The 18,874-nt window shown below is 61.8% G+C and carries 23 protein-coding genes; 19 read left to right on the top strand and 4 right to left on the bottom strand.

Annotation, left to right across the window (positions count from 1 at the left end):
* The first annotated feature begins 142 nt into the window (after positions 1 to 142).
* Both HY556_12045 and HY556_12050 read left to right on the top strand, forming a co-directional pair.
* Positions 143 to 481, top strand: coding sequence for a hypothetical protein (locus HY556_12045; GenBank protein MBI4394508.1), 339 nt, complete (start codon positions 143 to 145; stop codon positions 479 to 481).
* A gap of 8 nt (positions 482 to 489) precedes the next feature.
* Positions 490 to 981: a hypothetical protein gene (locus tag HY556_12050; protein ID MBI4394509.1), complete on the top strand. Its 492-nt coding sequence runs from the start codon at positions 490 to 492 to the stop codon at positions 979 to 981.
* Positions 982 to 1,171: 190 nt separating this feature from the next.
* Here the strand turns inward: HY556_12050 and HY556_12055 are convergent, their stop codons facing one another.
* The 3 genes from HY556_12055 to HY556_12065 all read right to left on the bottom strand — a co-directional run bounded on the left by HY556_12055 (position 1,172) and on the right by HY556_12065 (position 4,995).
* Positions 1,172 to 1,717 (bottom strand): type IV pilin N-terminal domain-containing protein, encoded by a 546-nt coding sequence (locus HY556_12055; protein MBI4394510.1) that lies wholly within the window; start codon positions 1,715 to 1,717, stop codon positions 1,172 to 1,174.
* A 178-nt stretch (positions 1,718 to 1,895) separates the two neighbouring features.
* The gene (locus HY556_12060; GenBank protein ID MBI4394511.1) at positions 1,896 to 3,239 is read right to left on the bottom strand and encodes a protoheme IX farnesyltransferase; all 1,344 of its coding nucleotides are present in this window, start codon (positions 3,237 to 3,239) and stop codon (positions 1,896 to 1,898) included.
* Between the two features lie 40 nt (positions 3,240 to 3,279).
* Positions 3,280 to 4,995, bottom strand: coding sequence for a cbb3-type cytochrome c oxidase subunit I (locus tag HY556_12065; GenBank protein ID MBI4394512.1), 1,716 nt, complete (start codon positions 4,993 to 4,995; stop codon positions 3,280 to 3,282).
* A 210-nt stretch (positions 4,996 to 5,205) separates the two neighbouring features.
* Between HY556_12065 and coxB the strand changes: the two genes are divergently transcribed.
* Together coxB and HY556_12075 are read left to right on the top strand one after the other, a co-directional pair.
* Positions 5,206 to 6,384: a cytochrome c oxidase subunit II gene (gene coxB, locus HY556_12070; protein ID MBI4394513.1), complete on the top strand. Its 1,179-nt coding sequence runs from the start codon at positions 5,206 to 5,208 to the stop codon at positions 6,382 to 6,384.
* Positions 6,384 to 7,178, top strand: coding sequence for a heme-copper oxidase subunit III (locus tag HY556_12075; GenBank protein MBI4394514.1), 795 nt, complete (start codon positions 6,384 to 6,386; stop codon positions 7,176 to 7,178). The genes coxB and HY556_12075 overlap by 1 nt, the downstream gene beginning before the upstream one ends.
* A gap of 83 nt (positions 7,179 to 7,261) precedes the next feature.
* Here the strand turns inward: HY556_12075 and HY556_12080 are convergent, their stop codons facing one another.
* Positions 7,262 to 8,164, bottom strand: coding sequence for a hypothetical protein (locus HY556_12080; GenBank protein ID MBI4394515.1), 903 nt, complete (start codon positions 8,162 to 8,164; stop codon positions 7,262 to 7,264).
* A 411-nt stretch (positions 8,165 to 8,575) separates the two neighbouring features.
* On the opposite strand from HY556_12080, the gene HY556_12085 reads away from it, so the two are divergent.
* The 15 genes from HY556_12085 to HY556_12155 all read left to right on the top strand — a co-directional run bounded on the left by HY556_12085 (position 8,576) and on the right by HY556_12155 (position 18,870).
* Positions 8,576 to 9,982 (top strand): MATE family efflux transporter, encoded by a 1,407-nt coding sequence (locus HY556_12085; GenBank protein ID MBI4394516.1) that lies wholly within the window; start codon positions 8,576 to 8,578, stop codon positions 9,980 to 9,982.
* A 136-nt stretch (positions 9,983 to 10,118) separates the two neighbouring features.
* A complete protein-coding gene (locus HY556_12090; GenBank protein MBI4394517.1) occupies positions 10,119 to 11,396 on the top strand; it encodes a hypothetical protein in 1,278 nt (425 codons plus the stop codon).
* A gap of 342 nt (positions 11,397 to 11,738) precedes the next feature.
* Entirely contained in the window at positions 11,739 to 11,999 is a 261-nt protein-coding gene (locus HY556_12095) for a hypothetical protein (GenBank protein MBI4394518.1), read from the top strand.
* 660 nt (positions 12,000 to 12,659) lie between these two features.
* Positions 12,660 to 13,652 carry a 50S ribosomal protein L3 gene (locus HY556_12100; protein MBI4394519.1) on the top strand — a complete coding sequence of 331 codons (993 nt, stop codon included), beginning with the start codon at positions 12,660 to 12,662 and terminating at the stop codon, positions 13,650 to 13,652.
* A gap of 2 nt (positions 13,653 to 13,654) precedes the next feature.
* Positions 13,655 to 14,419 (top strand): 50S ribosomal protein L4, encoded by a 765-nt coding sequence (locus tag HY556_12105; GenBank protein MBI4394520.1) that lies wholly within the window; start codon positions 13,655 to 13,657, stop codon positions 14,417 to 14,419.
* On the top strand, positions 14,410 to 14,688 hold the full coding sequence (locus HY556_12110) for a 50S ribosomal protein L23 (protein MBI4394521.1): 279 nt from the start codon (positions 14,410 to 14,412) through the stop codon (positions 14,686 to 14,688). The genes HY556_12105 and HY556_12110 overlap by 10 nt, the downstream gene beginning before the upstream one ends.
* Positions 14,688 to 15,392 (top strand): 50S ribosomal protein L2, encoded by a 705-nt coding sequence (locus HY556_12115; protein MBI4394522.1) that lies wholly within the window; start codon positions 14,688 to 14,690, stop codon positions 15,390 to 15,392. The genes HY556_12110 and HY556_12115 overlap by 1 nt, the downstream gene beginning before the upstream one ends.
* A gap of 36 nt (positions 15,393 to 15,428) precedes the next feature.
* Complete coding sequence (locus HY556_12120; GenBank protein ID MBI4394523.1) at positions 15,429 to 15,824, top strand: 30S ribosomal protein S19; 396 nt, start codon at positions 15,429 to 15,431, stop codon at positions 15,822 to 15,824.
* A gap of 5 nt (positions 15,825 to 15,829) precedes the next feature.
* Positions 15,830 to 16,294 (top strand): 50S ribosomal protein L22, encoded by a 465-nt coding sequence (locus HY556_12125; protein MBI4394524.1) that lies wholly within the window; start codon positions 15,830 to 15,832, stop codon positions 16,292 to 16,294.
* 2 nt (positions 16,295 to 16,296) lie between these two features.
* Positions 16,297 to 17,163 (top strand): 30S ribosomal protein S3, encoded by an 867-nt coding sequence (locus HY556_12130; GenBank protein MBI4394525.1) that lies wholly within the window; start codon positions 16,297 to 16,299, stop codon positions 17,161 to 17,163.
* Positions 17,163 to 17,462 (top strand): 50S ribosomal protein L29, encoded by a 300-nt coding sequence (gene rpmC / locus HY556_12135; protein MBI4394526.1) that lies wholly within the window; start codon positions 17,163 to 17,165, stop codon positions 17,460 to 17,462. Before HY556_12130 ends, rpmC begins: the two co-directional genes overlap by 1 nt.
* A complete protein-coding gene (gene yciH / locus HY556_12140; protein MBI4394527.1) occupies positions 17,459 to 17,758 on the top strand; it encodes a stress response translation initiation inhibitor YciH in 300 nt (99 codons plus the stop codon). Before rpmC ends, yciH begins: the two co-directional genes overlap by 4 nt.
* A 4-nt stretch (positions 17,759 to 17,762) precedes the next feature.
* Positions 17,763 to 18,059 (top strand): ribonuclease P protein subunit, encoded by a 297-nt coding sequence (locus HY556_12145; protein ID MBI4394528.1) that lies wholly within the window; start codon positions 17,763 to 17,765, stop codon positions 18,057 to 18,059.
* A complete protein-coding gene (locus tag HY556_12150; GenBank protein ID MBI4394529.1) occupies positions 18,059 to 18,475 on the top strand; it encodes a 30S ribosomal protein S17 in 417 nt (138 codons plus the stop codon). Before HY556_12145 ends, HY556_12150 begins: the two co-directional genes overlap by 1 nt.
* Positions 18,472 to 18,870 (top strand): 50S ribosomal protein L14, encoded by a 399-nt coding sequence (locus tag HY556_12155; protein MBI4394530.1) that lies wholly within the window; start codon positions 18,472 to 18,474, stop codon positions 18,868 to 18,870. Before HY556_12150 ends, HY556_12155 begins: the two co-directional genes overlap by 4 nt.
* Positions 18,871 to 18,874 lie beyond the last annotated feature (4 nt).

Below are 18,874 nucleotides of genomic sequence, written 5' to 3' on the forward strand. Positions count from 1 at the left end.
TGTTGAGCGCGGCAAATCGTTTCCGGGACGCCCCGGCCACCAAATCTCCGGTCTACAATCGAGCGGCCCCTCCTCCAGGCGATCTGTGGCAAAGCGGACGCCGCAAGGTTTATTACTTACCAAGCGTAAGTATACTTCTGGAATGAAAGCGGAGATCATGGATATCCTGGGACACCAAGCCCACCTCCGAGTCCTCCTCGTCCTCCGAGCGAGGGGCCCGATGCGCTTCACCCAGATACAAGAGACCCTCGGCCTCAATCCGGTCCAGGTAGACCGAGCGCTTAAGGCACTACGCGATGGCTTCTGGATCTTTGCGGAAACGGCCCCCGCGAACAAAGGCCGGATCCAGGTCGAATACCAGATCGGCAAACGCGGAGCCGCGCTATTACGGGCTTTCGACTCATTCTTCAAAGCCATCGAGGGTTCGCGCAGCGCGATTCGAGTCGCAGAAGTACGCACCTTGGAGAATCTCTACGCCTAGGCGAGCCCATGGGCGTCATTCTCCTACTCGGCCCCAGTGAGTGGGACCCGACCCGCCGGAAGCCGGTTCCCCCCACGCCCATGGACATCCGGCGTTCACTCGCGGCCGTATTGACCGCTGAACGAGGGCACGCAATCATCCTTCTCGAGGATGAGAAGGATCGGTCTACGGAGGATCTTGTAGACAAGTTCGACCGGATCCTACGGACCCGTGGCATCACCGACGTCGTCGTCTGGTGGCCACCTGGCGCAAAGATGCAGACAACCTTCGATGAACTCTTACTGCTTCGGGACAGAGTGGAGCCTGGCCTGCCGCGAATCTGGGTCGTCCATCACACGTCGGTCGCCACGATCACTGCCGACGAGTTTGTCATCAAGGAGGCCGGGGGACGGAGCAGATATCTTACGGCGCTGACGCGCCTGCGCACGCGACCGATAGAGTGGGTCGATTTGGATGGCCTCGACAGGAAGATACGATTCCTCGCAAATGAGATCTCGTGATGAGAGCCGTCCTGGAGCCTGGGCCTACCATGGCCTCACATAACCACTCCACGTCTTTCCCCATGAAGCGTCCGCCGCCACAGGGCGGGCCTCCGTGCCGCTCACGGCGTCAAAAAAAAACTAAAGAAGCCCGCCCCCTCGGGCGGGCAGGGACGACCAAAGGGTCGCCCCTTCAGGGCATCAGCCGAGACTACTCGTCGCAGTTGATAGTCTTGTCGACGACACCGTTGTTCGAGATGATCACGGTGATCCTGTTCGGACCCGGCGCGCAGTCGATGTAGAGCTTCTCACCGTTACGCCACGTCTGCACGGCTGGGGCTTCGGCGCCCGGGCCGACCTGCGTCACGGTCGTGAAGATGTACTTGCTGACGCCCTGCGCAAGGGCAGTACCATTCACCATGATGGAGACGTTCTGGGCCGTGAAATTGTTCAAGGCGATGGTCGACCCATCCAAAGTCGTTCCATTACGCTGAACCTTCACGATACCGGGCGCAAATGGCGCCGATGGCGCATCGGTCAACAAGAACTCGATCGCATCTGTCGCGCCGTTCCCGCTGCTGTCATACGCGCGGGCATTGACGGACGCCTGTACTATGTTCGAGCTCGACGCCCCGAACTGGTTGACTAGTACGAACACACCTGCAGCGAGCACGACCGTGATGGCCACCATCAAGATGACCGCAATCACGGGCGATACGGCTTCCTCTCTATCGATGAACTTTCGGTTTGCTTTCATGTGCTGCTCCTCCTACCCGATTGCTGCGGGGTCTCCCGCAAACATCCCCCCACTACCGGACCTTGGTATTAAGCAAATCGGAAAAAGTCTATCTAGCGATGAAACTAAAAATCCGGAAAAATTGCGCTTTTTGGTTGATATTTCAACGTTCTCAAGTGGAGGAAAGAAACGAGGGGATTCACACGATGAACAGGCGCTCTACAACCATCATGACGTAAAGGGCCGTCAGGTATAGGATCGAGAAGTGAAACAGCCTTTTCGCGGACTTGATCGACTTCTCGCGCGCCGCGAGGATGGTCAAATACAAGAAGAGGACGCCGAGGATAAGCGCGGAGGCGAGGTAGACCTCGCGGAGTACCCCAAGAGGATAATAGAAGAGGATCGACGCGACGAGGAGGACGACGGAATAGGCGACCATCTGTTTCCTGGTCGCGTCGTCGCCGACGACGTTTGGCATCATCGGGATGTTCGCCCTGGCGTAGTCTTCCTTGTACACTATGGCTAGGGCCCAGAAATGTGGAGGCGTCCACAAGAAGACGAGAAAGCCGAGAAGCACTGCGGCCCACGAGAGCTCCCCCGTCGCGCCCGCCCAGCCGACGAGCGCCGGAAACATGCCGGCAGCCCCCCCGATGACTATGTTCTGCGGGGTGCGGCGCTTGAGGGCCAGCGTGTATATCACCACGTAGAAAAGCAACCCTCCGACGGCGAGTGCCGCCGAGAGGACGTTCACGTACGCAACAAGGATGATGACGGCGGCGGAGGCGAGGATCAGACTGAATAGCAGTGCCCGGCCCCGGTCGACGCGACCGGCCGGTAGCGGCCGCCCCATTGTGCGGTGCATCCGGCTGTCGACGTCCACTTCGAAGTAATTGTTCAGGGCGTTCGCCGACGCGGCCGCAAGGGTGCCGCCGAGCAACGTGTAGAACATGTTGTCAAGGGTGAGGCTTCGGCCGGCGGCGACAATCATGCTCGCGAGTGCTGCGAGGACGAGAAGGAACAGGATGCGGGGCTTTGCAAGAAGCCAATAATCCTTCCATGTTTCGCGCGTCTCACCGAAACCGGCCGGCTCTGGTGTCCGCATGCGGGCGTCGGTTCCATTTCCGGCGAACGCGAGCGCCGTGAGAGCCGTGAGGCTTCCAAAAAACAACGAACCGATGGCAAGGTGAAGGACTACGAGGTCGGGGATGCCCGGGTTACGCACGCGGAGCCCGCCGAGGATAATCTGCATCGGGACCAATACGAGCGCCACGCGCGAAAGCCACACGATCGAGCGCGGCTGCCTTGGAGACTGGTGGGCGACTATCGCGAGCGCCAGGACCGCGAAACCCGCCACCGAAGCGACGAGCCGGTGACTGTATTCGATGAGGACGGGGGTCGTGAATTCAGGGACTATGCGTCCGTGGCAAGTGGGCCAGTCGGGGCAAGCGTCGCCGGAACCCGTGGCCGTCACGTAGCCGCCGACCACGATGAGGAGGAGCACGATCAAGGTGGTCGCGAGGGAGACCTTCTGGAGCCGGTTCATCTCACGGCTTCCCGGGCACGGATCGCTTTCCCGTCAAGGCTCATTTCCCGGCGCCCCAATCGCTGGCGCGCGCAGGCTCGGGCACGAGGACCACTTCGCCGGGGGCGCCCGCCGCAGCCAAGGGCCCGGGTGAAGTGGGGGCGCTGGAGGGCGGGCCCGTCGGGGCTCGGTAGGGGGCCATGGCCGATTCCCACTCGGCTCCGCGGTCGATGTCCCACGGGACGGAGTCGACCTTTGGCCCGTTCTTCATGCTCCAAAGCATGTTGGTGAAGAAGAGCAGCATCGCCGCGCCGATGGTGAAAGCGCCGAGGGAGGCGAGGAAGTTCATCCACCCGTACTGCTCGCCGTAGTCGTAGACGCGCCGGGGCATGCCGTCGGTGCCCATGACGTGCATCACGAGGAAGGTCGCGTTGAGGCCGATGAACATCAGGACGAAGTGGACCTTGCCCCAGAACTCGTTGTACATGCGCCCCGTCATCCGGGGGAACCAGTAGTATATCCCCGCCATGACGCCCATGACGGTGCCGGCGAAGAGCACGTAGTGGATATGCGCGACGACCCAATAGGTGTCCGTCAAAGCGTAATCCACGGGGATCGAGGCGAGGAAGACGCCGTCGAGGCCGCCGATGGTGAAGAGGGCCACGAACCCGAGCGCGAAGAGCATCGGGGTCCGAAGCAGTATCTTCCCGCCGTGGACGGTCGCGATCCAATTGAAGATCTTGACGCCCGTAGGGACGCCGATGATCATCGTGTTGATCATGAAGACCGTGCGCACGCGCGGGTCGATGCCGGTGACGAACATGTGGTGCGCCCAGACGGTGAAGCCGAGGAACCCTATCGCGATAGTGGAGTAGGCGATGGCCTTGTAACCGAAGATGGGGCGGCGCGAGAATTTCGGCAGCACCTCGGAGATAATGCCCATCGCGGGGAGGATCATGATGTAGACGGCCGGATGGCTGTAGAACCAGAAGAGGTTCTGCCAAAGGATCGGCCCGCCGAGGTCCGCGTTGAAGAAGTGCGTCCCGAAGTTACGATCCGCGTACAGCATCACGAGCGCGGTCCCAAGGACGGGTGTCGCAAGGAACGTGAGAAGCGCCGTGGTGAGCTGCGCCCAGACCATGAGCGGCATGTTCGTGAAAGTGACTCCCGGACCCCGCATGAAGAATATCGTGGCGATGAAATTGATGGCTCCAAGCGTCGAGGCCACACCGATGAGCTGGAGCCCAAGGATCCACATGTCGATTCCGATGCCCTTGGTCATCATGGAGAGGGGCACGTAGCCCGTCCAGCCGAGGTCCGCGTAGTTCACGTCCGGGAGGAAGGCACCCGCCCAGATGAGAAGCCCTGCCGGCGGGATGAGCCAGTACGAAAGCGCGTTGAGGCGCGGGAACGCCATGTCCTTCGCTTTGATCATCAAGGGGACGAAGTAGTTCCCGAAGCCCGCAAGCACGGGGATCGTCCACAGGAAGATCATGGTCGTCCCGTGCATGGAGAAGAACTGGTTGAAAGTCGAAGCCGTCATGACGCATCGGGGAACGTCGAGCGCGGGGTTACACGCGGGGCCGCCGTTCGGGAACATGAGTTCGAGGCGCATGAGAAGCGCCATGATGCCGCCGAGGACGAAGAAGAAGAACGCCGTCCAGATGTACATGAGGCCGATGTCTTTATGGTCGGTCGTGAAGAGCCAACGCTTGATGCCCGTCGGCTTGTGGTGGGCTTCGGCGTGACCGTGTCCGGCTGACGGGCTTTCAGACATTAGGCGACCTGCCGGGAAGATACTGGTAGAGCTCAAAAACGTTGCTCCTTACGCGCACTCGGCCTTGGTCACGGGATCCGACGCCGATCGACGATTCGATGTATACGTACTTGTATGTATAGACCTGCGGCGTACCTGATCGCCGGATGCGAAAACCCACGTGTAAAGGAAGTATTAAGTGACGAATCCTCATTGACGCGGCCGACCAGAATGCGTTCCTCGCACCTCTTCATCGCCGTGGCGCTTTGCGCACTCGCAGTCGCAGGCCCGGCGGCAGCGCAATCCTTGGAGGACCCCGGTTCATCGACGCAAGGCCGCATCGTCGCGCTCTACGAGCCGATCTATTGGATCGCCATCGCGATAGGCGTCGGCGTCGAGGGCGTCATCCTCTTCACGGTGCTCAAGTACGGCGATAAGGGGCCCGGAAAGCGGAGCGAAGAGGAGCGCGGCCACACGAAACTCGAGATCATGTGGACGATCCCGCCGGCCTTGATCCTCCTGTGGGTGGGCATGGTCTCAGCCCAGACGCTTTTCGACATCGAGACGCCGCCGCAGGAGCCCGATTTCGAGATAACCGTCATCGGCCGCCAATGGTCGTGGGAATTCGTCTACCCCGACGGGACGTCGAGCCTCGACGACCCCGCGTTCGCGACCGCGGTGCTCCCGAACGACCAGTACGTGATGAGGGTCGAGGCGGGAAAACTCGTTCTTCTCAACGTGACCACGACCGACGTCATCCACAGCTTCAACATCCCGGGCCTCGGAGTGAAGCTCGACTCCGTCCCGGGCCAGACGAACAAGTTCTGGTTCAGGGCCGACAACGCCGGCGAGTACTACGTCCAATGCACGGAGTACTGCGGGACCGGGCACGCCTTCATGCGCGGCAAGGTCGTCGTCTTCGCGCCAGGGACACAGGATAAGCCGTTCGGCTTCGCCGCGAAAGGCGTAGACGACCAACCGGGTGGCCCCGATTACCGCGTCGTGGACGTGAAGCTTGTCGAGAATGGGGACGGTTCGCTCGGCATCTCGCCCGCCGACCTCAAGTTCGCAAAGGACGAGAAGGTCGCTCTGAAGGTGGAGAACGCTGGTGACGGCTTCCATAATTTCAAGGTCGACCCGCCGTACAACCTCTTCATCACCTCGGTGCCGTCGGGCACCACCAAGTTCATGAATTTCACGGCCGAAAAGGACGCGACGCTGGCCTACTACTGCGCGGTCCCGGGCCACCGAGAGCTAGGGATGAAGGGCACGATGGTCGCGGGCACCGGACAATCGTCCGGCGGTGGCGGCGCGGCCGGCATCGAAGGAGCCGCCCTCATCCCAGGCTTCGAGCCCTCGCTCTTCCTTGCCGCCGTCGGCGCGGTCGCACTCGTTCGGAGGAGAGCCTGATGTCAAGCGACGCCGCGGCGACGAAGGACGAGTACCATCTCCCGCACGGGAGCGTATGGCCCCCCGTCCTCGGCCTTGGCGTCTTGTTCCTCTACTTCGGCCTCGCGATGTCGCGCTACGCCCAGTTCGAGACGGCGGGCTTTGCGTCGCTCGGCCTCGGTTTGATCGTGATCGCGATCGGCCTCGTCGGGTGGATCAACGAGGACAGTAAGTGGTGGCACGGCTTCACTTCGACCGGCGCCGGGAACGGCTGGTGGGGCATCATCCTCTTCCTTGGAACCGAGATCATGCTCTTCGGCGCGTTGTTCGCGACGTTCTTCAACGGCCGCGGCCACGCGGCGTTCTGGGGCCCGCCCGAAGGCGTCGAGCTGCCTGTGGGGCCGACGACCATCAACACGCTCATCCTCATCTCGTCCGGGGTGACCGTGCATCTTGCCCAGGGCGCCTTGGCGAAGGGCAACATGAAGACCTACAAGCGAGCACTCTTGGCGACGATAATCCTTGGCGCGATCTTCCTCGCGGGCCAGGTGAACGAGTACGTGGAACTGTTCCAGGAGGGAATGACGCCCGGCACGGGCATGTACGCGTCCACGTTCTTCGCTCTCACCGGAACCCACGGACTCCACGTCTTCGGCGGCATCATTGCACTCACGATGGTCTACGTAAGGACCACCGTGAAAGGCGATTTCACGCAAAAGCGCCACGAAGGCGCGGAGATGGCCGCGATCTACTGGCACTTCGTCGACGTCGTGTGGGTCGTACTATTCGCCGTCGTCTACCTGGGCGCCGTGTAGGCGCGAGCTCCCGGGGCCGGTCGAGAAAGGCGTTCGCGCTCATTGCAGGAAAGCGCGCCTTCCCCGGAAGGCATTCTTCGTCGTCAATCCTGCTTTTTCTTCCCCTTCCTGAATACCAATGGATAGGACGCCAAGTAAAGCGCGACGACGATCAAAAGCCCGAGCGGCGACAAAACGATGGCGAGGATCGAATCTAGGGGCGTTTGACCCGGCGCCAAAGCGACCTCGGCGTCGAGGCTCTCGACGGTGATCGACGGATAGATGAGCGCGCTTTCCACGGAAGTGAAACGATCGATTCTCGCTTCGACGCTCTCCACGAAAATGTAGTAGCGACCCGATTCGTGCGCGTCGAACGACAACCGGTGGAACGCGACCGAGGGCGCCGATGTGGCGATCACGTCGTAGTCGATCGGCCATTGGGCGGTGTCGTTTCTCAAAGTCGCGGCCGCGAGCGTCACTTTCTGCGCAGGCGGCTCCGTGAGGTTGAAGAACACCTTGTAACCGGGCTCTACGTCCACGTTGAAGATGACGATCGCGTGGTCGAGCGGCACACCAGTCTCGTTCGCGGGCGGGAGGAGCTTGCCGATGCAGTTACACGATTGATCGTAGAAGAAGACGTACGAGGCATTGTCGGATGACGACGGGTTCGAGACGCGCAGAGTGTAGTTTCCGGTCTCGGGGATGAGCCGCATCAGGTGGTTCGGTTCGCCGGGGCGCACGCTCCATTGTGACTGCGTCCGGTTGTCCAGTTCGAGGAACACCTGCAGCGGCTCCGTCCCAATGGTCTGGTAGAAGTTCACGATGAACACCCAGCCCGCCTGGAGCGGGCCTTCGCTGAAGCGGAGCTCATGGACGTCGCCTTCGCCGGGGGCGAGTCGGCCGCTGTCGGGGATCGCATGGTCCAATCCATCGACGTGCGCGGCGACCGTCGCCAGTTGTCCAGCGAGGGCCAGCAACGCGATGATCACGATGCGGAAACGGAGCACGGGGCGACCCAATGGGAGCATCGTTGATGAAGGTTCGCCGACGCCTCGCACTCAATTGAACATCGCCGGGACGTCGCGACACTTCCGCTCATCTTCCAAGTCGATTTCGCAAACTATTTGAATCGCGCCAGAGTACGCTAAATCGGGATAGGGATGCACAAGCCTCGGCTACCGTTGCCAATACCGCGGGAACTACAGGAGTACTGGGACCGGCGTCTGTTCGAGAAGAAGGAGAAAGACAATAATTAGTGGACGCGTCAAAATGCGCCGCTGCGTTTTCCCCTTGAGCCGCCCTTTCTTGAAACGTGTTCCCCCTTTCAATCTCGTTGATCACGTTCCTGCCGCCCCGTGATGCCGCTCACCACGGGGAGAGGGACGCGTATTAATCCCGACGCGCAATAGTCGGACACCTTGGTCTCGATCCCACGGCTCCCGGTCGGCGACATCACGACCAGCGCGCTTGAGGAAGTCTGGCGCCGCGTCGTCAACCCCGACCTTCCGCGTTGGCGCCGCATCCTCACCATCGCGTGGCCGGTGGTCGTCACGAATTTCCTCCAATCCTTGGCGCTGACCGTCGACCTCATCTTCGTCGGAAGCCTCGGCCCCGAGGCGCTTGCCGCCGCCGGCCTCGCGACGCAAGTGTTTCTCCTCGCGATGGCGGTAGGCGCCGGCCTCGCGGCGGCCGCGACGGCCCTCGTCGCACGGGCATACGGTGCCGGCGACACCGCGCTCGCGAACAGGGCCGCCACGACGGCGATGCTCCTCGGCGCTGGGCTGGGTCTCGTCCTGGCCGTCCCCATGTGGCTCGGCGCCGGGACCATGATGGACCTTCTCGGCGCGGGAACCGACATCCGGCCCGGGGCGGCGCGTTTCCTCGAGATCCTCGCTTTGGGGCTTCCTGCGAATTTCCTAATGATAGCGGCGACGGGCGCTTTCCAAGGCGCCGCCGACACGAGGCCGACCCTATGGATCAACATCGGTGTAAACGTCGTGAACCTCGTCGCCGATTGGATATTGATTTTTGGAAACCTCGGCTCGCCCGCCCTCGGCCTCACGGGTGCTGCGCTTGCGACGATGCTTTCCTACACGGTTGGAGCGCTCTTTTTCCTCTACCTAATCTGGAAGGGAAGCCGACCGCTAAGGGTAGACATCTCGAAGCAGCCGACGGGCGACCCATTGGCCGTCCGCTTCATCCGCGTCGGGACACCGGCCGCCGCGGAGCAGCTTCTCCTCTCGCTTGGCTTCACGCTTTACCTCCTCCTCATCGTCCAATTCGGGACGCAAGCCCTTGCCGCCCACCTCATAGGGCTACGCATCCAATCCTTCGCTTTCATGCCGGGCTTCGGGTTCTCCGCCGCCGCGGCCGCCATGGTGGGCCAGGGGTTGGGACGAGGCGATCCCAAAGACGCGGAGGAAAGCGGCTGGGCCGCGGCCATGATGGCTCTCACGACGATGGTCGTCTTCGGCATCCCGCTCGTGCTCTTCTCCCGTGACCTCGCGGGACTGTTCACGACCGACACCGCCGCCTTGGGGCTAGGAAGCTTCTGGACGCAGGCGATCCTGGTAGCCCTCCCGGCGATCTCCCTCTACTTCGCAGCGTCCGGAGGGCTTCGTGGCGCGGGAGATACCAAGTTTCCCCTCGCCGTATCCTTCATCGGCCTGTTCGCCTTGAGGCTCCCAATCGCCTACCTCCTCGGCATCACGATGGGCTACGGGATATTCGGCGTCTGGGCCTCTTACATAATAGAGTACTACGCGAGAGCCCTGCTGACGCTTGCGAAGTTCAGGGGAGGGAAGTGGAAGGAAGCAGCTGTATAGCTAAGTCCGTGACATGAAGGTGCGATTCCTTGGACGTTTCTGTGCCCAAGGCCGGCATCGTCCGCGCCGCGCAGGAATGGGCCGCAAAGTATATGCAATCACAATCTCTCGAAGAGGTAAGGGAGGCGTCGGACCTTTGGGTTCCAAACACGAGGATCGAGACCGGCGTAAGCCGCGAAAACGAGCCGTTACCGCAATGCTCATGGCTGCGATTATGCTGCTTCCTTTGGCGGTCAAAGCAGACACGGCGGTTGTAACGCCCAGCGTCCTCCCAAGCGGTCGCCACGGCACCAGCGCGGCGTGGGATGGGAAGGACGCATACATTTTCGGCGGCCACGCTGCGGGGGGATCTCTTCTCAGCCAAATAATTCGATACAATACGACGACCGGCGTCGTCACGACGATGGGCGCGACCTTGCCTGGTGGCAAGCATTACACGAGCGCGGCCGCCGGAAACTCGGCAATCTACATTTTTGGAGGCCTAGACTCGGGCCTCGCAGCCGTGGATTCGATCACGCGATATGAACCGGCCACTGACACGGCGACTGTCATCGAGGCAAGGCTCCCAAGTCCAAGGGACCAAACCAGCGCCATCTGGGACGGCTCCATGTTCTATGTATTCGGCGGAAGAAACGCCACCGCTCAGAATCTGGACGACATCGTGCGCTTTGACCCGCTTACGAAGACTGTAACGGCGCTTAGCGTGGCCCTCCCTAGCGCGCGCCAAGCCACAAGCGCCGTTTGGGACGGGCAAAACGCGTACGTGTTCGGGGGAACAAGGGATGGCCTCGGCCCAACGGACGATGTCATCAGATTCAATCCGATCATCGGATCAACAACGCTTCTGTCAACGAAGCTCCCTGTCAGAATGGCGTTCAATAGCGCCGTTTGGGACGGCTCGAATGCCATTCTGTTTGGCGGCGACAGCTATTATCCGGCGCCCTCGATCGTGGACACAATAATAAAGTTCAACACTACGAGTGAAGCGACGACAACGGCTACCGTAGGTCTCCCATCGGCTCGAGATGACACGAGTGCAATCTGGGACGGAGCCAATGCCTATATCTTTGGCGGGTCCGGTCAGACGTATTTGACCGAAATCGTCCGGTACAGTCAGTGTACCATTGAAAGACAAAATCACCTTTTTGTCGGGATGCTCGGCATAGCTGTGACGGACGTCAGTGCGAGTTGGGAAGACAACATTCCACGGGGATGCGCGGGAAATCCGTTTACGTTGACAACTGGCGACCCGGACTCGGACTTTGACGTCTGCTGGTACGCTGGCAGCACACAACTCAGCCCATGTTACGAAACTGCTGGAAACGAGACCGGAACAATACCGGCTGGCTCAACGAGCGCCCGCATTGCCTACTACTTCGGAACTGGCGCCAGTTATAGGTTAGAGGCGAACTGACCGCAACCAGGTTGATGGCCTTTGACGCGCAAATTCGGAGAACCAAGCGTCGTTGATGAAGAAGTCTACTTTGATGATTCTCCGCGACTTATGCTGCCTCCTCGGCATAAACTGTTTGAGTTCCGGATAAAGTGGTCTCCTACGTACCAGGTGCACACGCTCCGCAAAAGCCATCCCAGGTTTCATCGTTATCATTGTCGAGAGGCAAATTTCTACACGATTGGCGCCCGAGTGAACGACCACCACAAGCTCCTTTACGTCGGCCAGACGCGAACGAAACTTATTTGCGATCGCCTCAGAGATGGCGATCATATCGAACGTCTGCGGCAAGCCCGAAACCTCATGGGCGACGCGCCAATCGTCGTGTCGGCCGGCGTTGTGACTGTGCCAGACGAAGGGTTCGCTAGGCGGACTGCCGACGACCTGGAAGCCCTTATGATTCTGACCCACCAACCCCCCCTCAATGTCGCTGGGAAGCACAAGGCGAAGTGCAAGAAATGGTACCTCGTGGAGAACCGCGAATCAAAGATGCTCAGCGCGTACATTTATTCCGGCCCGGTGTCAATGGGCACTGCGCTCGGGGACAATGCCCGCCATTGGTAAGGCCGCGGCGCTGTTCGGCTCCCGACCGCATTCTGGCCTTGGAAAGCGCACGGAGTAGACGTCGGCGGCGTCTGTACCGCTTACGTAATCGAGTACTACGCGAGAGCCTTGTTCACGCTGGCCAAGTTCACCGGAGGGAAATGGAAGACGCTGTTCGTTTGAACGTGCCTCTAAGCGCGCTCAGCGGCCTGTGGTGCGACTCAGGTGTCGACACGGCCTCGTAGTCGGGCGGCCCCCCATCTTCGACCCCTGATAACGTTCATATACAGGAACGCGCTTCCCCCGCCTTACCGCTTATCAAGGGATAATCGGTCGGTGCAATTCGCACCGGAAGAGTAGTCCAGACCAGACGCGAGGGGCGATTCTCGCAAACTGGCGTTCCCATCTGTGGAATGCCTTGGGAAACCCCGAAAGAGGCGGCGCTTGCCGTCATCGGATGGCGTCACGGTTGGATGAAGCAGAATGAGCGAGGGCCGACGGGAAGACCCGTCCAGTTTTCGCCGCATCGAAGGGACAGTACGAGTCCTTCCGAGAGCTTGCTCCATCTATCCGTCGGCATCAAGGAGATGCCCTTGCGATTGGTCGGCGGCTACGGCAGTAGACGCCGATAAGCGGATGGAGCTAAGCGAAATCCGCGAAATCGGACATGGACGTGAAAACATGGCCCAGAGACACAAGCCACGACGTGGATCGATGGGGTTCTCGCCCCGAAAGCGCGCACCTAGCCAGGTTCCACGCTTTGCAAGCTGGCCCGCCGACGGCGAGGCGCCGAAGCTCCAAGGCTTCGCCGGGTACAAGGCCGGCATGACCCACGCCCTCATGGTCGATTACAGACCGAAGAGCCTAACGACGGGCCAAGAGGTCCAGGTGCCGGTCACGGTCATCGAGACGCCGCCGATGAAGATCGCGGCGATCCGCGTCTACAAGCAGACGGTCTACGGTCTCAAGCTCAAGGGCGAATTCTGGGCCGCGAACGTCGACAAGGAACTCCGCATGCGGCTCACCGTCCCGAAGGAAGCGGACGGGGTCACAGGCATCGACGTGACAAAGGTCGACGATGTGCGCGTCCTCGCTTACACTCAACCGAAGACCGTCTCCGGCGTGCCAAAGAAGGTGCCTGAGATAATGGAATTGCGAGTCGGCGGCGGCGCTCTCCCAGCGCGGCTCGACTTCGCAAAGAAGCTTCTCGGCAAGGAAGTCGAGGTCTCGGACTTCGCCAAGCCCGGCCAGATGATCGACGTGGCGGCCGTGACGAAGGGCTTCGGCAACCAAGGCGCCGTCCCAAGGTGGGGCGTGAAGCTTCAATCGCACAAGAACAGCAAGAACAGGCGTGACGCGACGCCTTTGGGTCCGTGGCACCCGAGTTTCATCCGATGGTCGGTCCCGATGCCCGGGCAGACGGGTTACCACCAGCGCACGGAATACAACAAGCGCGTCTTGAAGATCGGCGAGGACGGCAACGAGATCACGCCCGCGGGCGGCTTCCTCAACTACGGTGTCGTGAAGAACAAGTACGTGCTGCTCCACGGAAGCATCCCCGGTCCCGCAAAGAGGCTCATACGGCTACGGGACGCGACGCGTTACACGCGCGGCATCAAGGTGGAAGCGCCGGCTCTCAACTATGTGAGTGCCAAGTCGAAGCAGGGGGCCTGAAGATGACGAACGTGAAGGTCTACAAGGTCGATGGAAGCGTCAAGGGCGAAGTCGAACTGCCGAAGGCGTTCGCGACCCCGGTTCGGACCGACATCGTCCGGAAGGCCGTCGACGTGGCAAGGAAGAACGCCCGCCAACCCTACGGGGCGAAGCCCGAGGCTGGTTTCCGCCATTCGGTCGAAGGATGGGGCCCCGGCCGCGGCGTTTCACGCGTTCCGCGTCTACGCGGCGGAAGCAATGCCGCCCAGATCCCAAGCGCCGTGGGTGGCCGAAGGGCCCACCCGCCGCGCTCGTGGGAACGGCTTGATCGCAGGATGAACGTGAAGGAACGTCAACTCGCCATCCGATCCGCGCTCGCGGCGTCCGCGTCGCAGGAACTCGTTTCCGGCCGTGGTCACCGCTTCAAGGAAGGTCTCACGCTCCCGGTCATCGTCGAGGACAAGGTCTCCTCGATCGCGAAGACGAGCGACTTGAGCGACGTGCTCGAGAAGATCGGCGTCTTCGCCGATGTCGAGCGCGCAGGCGACGGCCGTCACCAGCGGGCTGGGCGCGGCAAACTCCGCGGAAGGCGCATGCGCCAACCGAAGTCGTTCCTACTCGTCGTCCCTTCGGGCTCGGCCGTGCGGAAGGCGGCGGAGAACCTGCCGGGCGTCGACGTCACCACACCGCAGGGCCTCGACGCTTTGAAGGTCGCCCCCGGCGGCGACGTCGGACGTCTCATCGTTTTCAGTGAATCGGCGCTCAAGGTCCTGGAGGGATGGAAGTGAACCAGGCCCCCCACGACATCGTCCACCACCCGTTCGTCACGGAAAAGACGATGGCCGCGATGGAGCGCTCCGGCGAGAACGCGCTCGTCTTCGTCGTCCGCAAGGACGCGTCGAAGAGCGAGATCAAGTGGGCCGTCGAGAAGCTCTTCGCGGTCAAGGTGGAGCACGTGAGGACGAAGATCACGATGCGCGGCGAGAAACTGGCCCACGTCAAATTCACGCCTGAATTCAAGGCCGACGAGATCGCGACAAGGACGGGTGTGTTCTAGTGGGAAAGAGGCTCATAGTACAACGGCGCGGCAAGGGCGGAATACACAAGAGCCCCGGCCATAGGCACCTTGGGGCGATCCGCTACCCGGCGCTTCGGGAACCCTCGAGCGCGACCGTGCTTGACATCGTGCACGATCCCGGGCACGATGCACCCGTAGTCATCGCAAGGCTCGAAGCGACAGGCTCGAACATCCTCATGTTCGCGACAGAAGGCGTCCATGTCGGCAAGAAGCTCCTCTTCGGTGTGCCGACGCTAGCGCCCGGCAACGTCCTCGACCTCGCCCGCATCCCAGACGGTATGCCCGTGTACAACATCGAGGCGCGCCCCGGCGATGGCGGCAAGTTCGTGCGGGCCGCCGGAACGACCTGTTCCATAGTCGGGCACGAGCGCAACCGTGTGATAATCAAGCTCCCTTCGGGTGCTTTCAAGTCATTCCATCCACAGTGCCGGGCGACGATCGGCCTTGCCGGCGGCGGCGGTCGCGGCGACAAGCCGTTCGTGAAGGCCGGCAAGAAGATGCACTCTGTGAGAAGCAGGGCCAAACTGTTCCCGGTCGGCTCCGGGGTCGCGAAGAACCCCGTCGACCACCCGCACGGTGGCGGCCAGAAGCAGCATGAAGGAAAGCCCACGACGGTGGCGCGCGGAACTCCGCCGGGCCGCAAGGTCGGGCTCATAGCCGCAAAGCGCACCGGGAAGAGGTGATCCAAGTTGACGAAAGCTAGACGCGGAAAGGCGAGGATCGAGGTCAAGAAGAAGGAATTCACCTTCCGTGGAAAGACCATCGAGGAGCTGAAGCCCCTCTCGATCGAGGAGATCGCGAAGGTCATGCCTTCGAGGATCCGCCGGTCGATCAGGCGCGGCCTCTCGGACGATCACATGAAGCTCATCAAGAGAGCCGGGAAGACGACGAAGGAGAAGGTCCTCCGGACGCACTTGCGGGACATGCCGATCTTCCCGATCTTCGTCGGCCGCACGTTCGCGATCCACTCGGGCAAGGAGTGGAAGCGGGTGGACATCCACGCGGACATGGTGGGCCATTACCTCGGCGAGTTCGCCCCCACCAGGAAGGGCGTGAAGCACACGGGACCGGGTGTAGGAGCCACCAGAAGCTCCAAGTTCATGCCGCTCAAGTAGGTGAGATGAAGATGTCGATCAAGTACTCAATCAAACCGGACCCCGAGACGACGGCGCGCGCCATGGGGCGGGAGCTCCACGTGAAGCCGAAGTACGCGGTGAACGTCTGCCGCGCCGTGCGGGGCATGCCGCTTACCCGGGCAAAGAAGTTCCTTGAAGACGTCATGGAGAAGAAAGTGGCCGTTCCCTACTTCCGCCACATCCGCCACGTACAGCACCGGCCCGGAAAAATCGGACCCGGGCGTTACCCCGTGAAGACGGCGTCGAAGATCCTTGAGATGATCAAGGCCGCCGAGGCCAACGCCGAGTACAAGGGACTCGACCCGGAGAAGATGTACATCTCGCACATATCCGCGCAGAAGGCGGCGTCGCAGGCGGGCTCGCGCCCGCGGGCCCAAGGCCGGGCGACGCCGTGGAACACCTCGCGCTGCCACGTCGAAGTGGTCTTGTCCGAGAAGAAGGAGGCCTGAGTTTGGCAGTCGAAAGGAAACTCGTCGAGGAAAGGGCCAAGCGAGTGATGGTCAGGGAATACCTCAAGCGCGAGACCGAGCGGGCGGGCTTCGGAGGCGTCGACATCCAGCGCACCCCCATGGGGACCCGCATCACGCTCGTCGCCGAACGCCCGGGATTCGTCATCGGCCGCCGGGGCGCCACCATAAAGAAGCTCACGGAAGACCTCACGCACCACTTCAAGCTCGACAACCCGCAGATCGAGGTCCAGGAGAGCCCGAACCCGAGCCTCAACGCGCAGATCATGTCGCAAAAACTCGCGGAGGCGATGGAAAGGGGCTGGCACTTCAGGCGCGCCGGTCACTCCACGCTGAGACGCATCATGGACGCGGGTGCGAAGGGCTGCATCATCGTCATCAGCGGCAAACTCAGCGGACAGCGCTCAAGGACCGAGAAGTTCATCGCGGGCCACATCAAGCACTGCGGCGAGACCGCCATCCAGTTCATGGGCAAAGGCCAGGCGACGGCCCGCAAGAAACTCGGCGCCATCGGCGTCAAGGTATCGATCATGGCGCCCGACGCGCGCATGCCCGACGAGATAACCGTGAAAGAACCCGGGGTCGTCGAACCCGGCGCCGTCGCGCCGGCGGCACCCGAATCCACGAGCCCTGCGCCCGAGGCGGAGGCCACGGGACCGATCGCAAAGGCGGAGAAGATGGTGGACATCGAAGGGATAGGGGCGAAGAAGGCCAAGGCCCTCGAAGACGCCGGTTTCAGCGACGTCGACAGCCTGATGAGCGCCACAGAGGACGACCTCGCGAAAGTCGAGGGGATCGGGCCGAAACTCGCCAAGAAGATCAAGGGCGAGCTTGGGAGGATGGAGCGCTGATGACGGCGATCAAGACGCTACGCGAACTCAACAAAGACGATCGGGCGAAGGCCCTCAACGAGGCACGCGACGAGCTCATGCACGAGCGCGGCCTCGCCGCGATGGGAGGCGCCGTGAAGAACCCGGGCAAGATCCGGGAGCTTCGCCGCACGATCGCCCGCATCCTCACCCTCAACACCCAGGGGACGAGCCAGGTCAAGGCCCCGGTGGTGGCCGCCAAGCCAAAGGCCGCGGCGACGACCAAGAAGCCGAAGACGGCGACGGCCAGGAAGACGGCAAAGCGAGGAGCCGAGAAATGAGTCAGGTCTGCGAGACGTGTGGACTGCCCAAGGAGATCTGTGTATGCGAGGAGATAGCCCGTGAGCAGCAGGAGATCAGCATCCGGGTCGAGCAACGCAGGTACGGCAAGACCGTCACGATCGTCGAAGGCATGGACTCAAGCGACATCGACGTCGCAAAGATCGCCACCGAGCTCAAGAGCGCCTGTGCCTGCGGAGGGACCGGGAAGGACGGAAAGGTCGAACTCCAAGGCGACCACCGGCATAGGGTCAAGGAAGTCCTCACAAAGATGGGGTTCAAGTCAGAGATACGGTGACACGATGGAGATAACGGAGCGGAATGTAGAGGCGGCCGAACTCATCGGCAGGCTCGTCAAGGTCACGGGTAGCCATGACGCCGGGCTTCTCGGGGTCGAAGGGTCGGTCGTCGACGAGACGATGAACACCTTCGCGATAGAGACGCGCGACGGCAAGGAGGTCATCGTTCCGAAGGCTGGACAATCGTTCACGTTCGATGGCGCATACGGCGCGACCGAGATCCAGGGGAGTGTGCTCGCCCGGCGCCCCGAGGACCGGATAAGGCTGGTCAATGAAAGGGCCCCAAGGAGGAAGCAGTGATGAGCCAGGCTCGAAACATCGGAATCAAGGTGCAACCGCCGAAGGCCTCGTGCCAAGACCGCGACTGTCCGTTCCACGGGACGCTACGCGTCCGCGGCGTGATGCTCGACGGCCGCGTCATCTCGGACAAGATGGAGAAGACCGTCGTCGTAAGGCGAGAATACCTCTATTACCTCAACAAGTTCGAGCGGTACGAGAAGCGCACGTCGAAGTTCGCCGCCCACAACCCACCCTGCATCGCGGCGAAGGAAGGGGACGAGGTCACGATCATGGAGACACGGCCGCTGTCGAAGACGACCACGTTCGTCGTCATCGAGTCCCGCGCCGGGAAGGCCGAGATCCAGGGCGAGGACTACACGGTCGAGACGAAAGCGCTCGCGTCGAGGACGGCCAAGAAGGAGGCCTCGGCAGAATGAAGGCCATCCCCGCAAGGATAACGAAGGGCCTTCCCGTAGGAGCGAGGCTCGAATGCGCCGACAACAGCGGCGCGAAGGTGGTGCAGATAATCGCGGTGCCGCGCTCAGGTGGTCACCACAGGCGCTACCCGTCGGCAGGGGTCGGCGATTACATCTTCGCATCGGTGAAGAAGGGAACGCCCGAGATGAGGCGTCAGATCGTGAACGCCGTGGTCATCCGCCAGAGGCGGCCCTACAGGCGCCCCGACGGAACGGTCGTCCAGTTCGAGGACAACGCGGCCGTGATCGTGGCCGAGAACGGCGACACGAAGGGAACGGACATCAAGGGCCCCGTGGCCCGTGAAGCGGCGGAGCGGTGGCCGCGTATCGCAGCGACCGCGAGCATGATCGTTTAGGTGA

Source organism: Euryarchaeota archaeon (assembly GCA_016207515.1).
Classification (GTDB): Archaea; Thermoplasmatota; SW-10-69-26; order JACQPN01; family JACQPN01; genus JACQPN01.

What these genes read in the sequence shown, in the direction of transcription:
- HY556_12145 (MBI4394528.1), top strand. Translation starts at nt 17,763, where the DNA reads ATGGAGATAACGGAGCGGAATGTAGAGGCGGCCGAACTCATCGGCAGG.
- HY556_12060 (MBI4394511.1), bottom strand. Translation starts at nt 3,239, where the DNA reads ATGAACCGGCTCCAGAAGGTCTCCCTCGCGACCACCTTGATCGTGCTC.
- HY556_12075 (MBI4394514.1), top strand. Translation starts at nt 6,384, where the DNA reads ATGTCAAGCGACGCCGCGGCGACGAAGGACGAGTACCATCTCCCGCAC.
- HY556_12125 (MBI4394524.1), top strand. Translation starts at nt 15,830, where the DNA reads ATGAAGATGTCGATCAAGTACTCAATCAAACCGGACCCCGAGACGACG.
- HY556_12100 (MBI4394519.1), top strand. Translation starts at nt 12,660, where the DNA reads ATGGCCCAGAGACACAAGCCACGACGTGGATCGATGGGGTTCTCGCCC.
- HY556_12095 (MBI4394518.1), top strand. Translation starts at nt 11,739, where the DNA reads ATGGGCGACGCGCCAATCGTCGTGTCGGCCGGCGTTGTGACTGTGCCA.
- rpmC (MBI4394526.1), top strand. Translation starts at nt 17,163, where the DNA reads ATGACGGCGATCAAGACGCTACGCGAACTCAACAAAGACGATCGGGCG.
- HY556_12150 (MBI4394529.1), top strand. Translation starts at nt 18,059, where the DNA reads ATGAGCCAGGCTCGAAACATCGGAATCAAGGTGCAACCGCCGAAGGCC.
- HY556_12155 (MBI4394530.1), top strand. Translation starts at nt 18,472, where the DNA reads ATGAAGGCCATCCCCGCAAGGATAACGAAGGGCCTTCCCGTAGGAGCG.
- HY556_12045 (MBI4394508.1), top strand. Translation starts at nt 143, where the DNA reads ATGAAAGCGGAGATCATGGATATCCTGGGACACCAAGCCCACCTCCGA.
- HY556_12110 (MBI4394521.1), top strand. Translation starts at nt 14,410, where the DNA reads ATGGAAGTGAACCAGGCCCCCCACGACATCGTCCACCACCCGTTCGTC.
- HY556_12105 (MBI4394520.1), top strand. Translation starts at nt 13,655, where the DNA reads ATGACGAACGTGAAGGTCTACAAGGTCGATGGAAGCGTCAAGGGCGAA.
- coxB (MBI4394513.1), top strand. Translation starts at nt 5,206, where the DNA reads ATGCGTTCCTCGCACCTCTTCATCGCCGTGGCGCTTTGCGCACTCGCA.
- HY556_12055 (MBI4394510.1), bottom strand. Translation starts at nt 1,717, where the DNA reads ATGAAAGCAAACCGAAAGTTCATCGATAGAGAGGAAGCCGTATCGCCC.
- HY556_12050 (MBI4394509.1), top strand. Translation starts at nt 490, where the DNA reads ATGGGCGTCATTCTCCTACTCGGCCCCAGTGAGTGGGACCCGACCCGC.
- yciH (MBI4394527.1), top strand. Translation starts at nt 17,459, where the DNA reads ATGAGTCAGGTCTGCGAGACGTGTGGACTGCCCAAGGAGATCTGTGTA.
- HY556_12065 (MBI4394512.1), bottom strand. Translation starts at nt 4,995, where the DNA reads ATGTCTGAAAGCCCGTCAGCCGGACACGGTCACGCCGAAGCCCACCAC.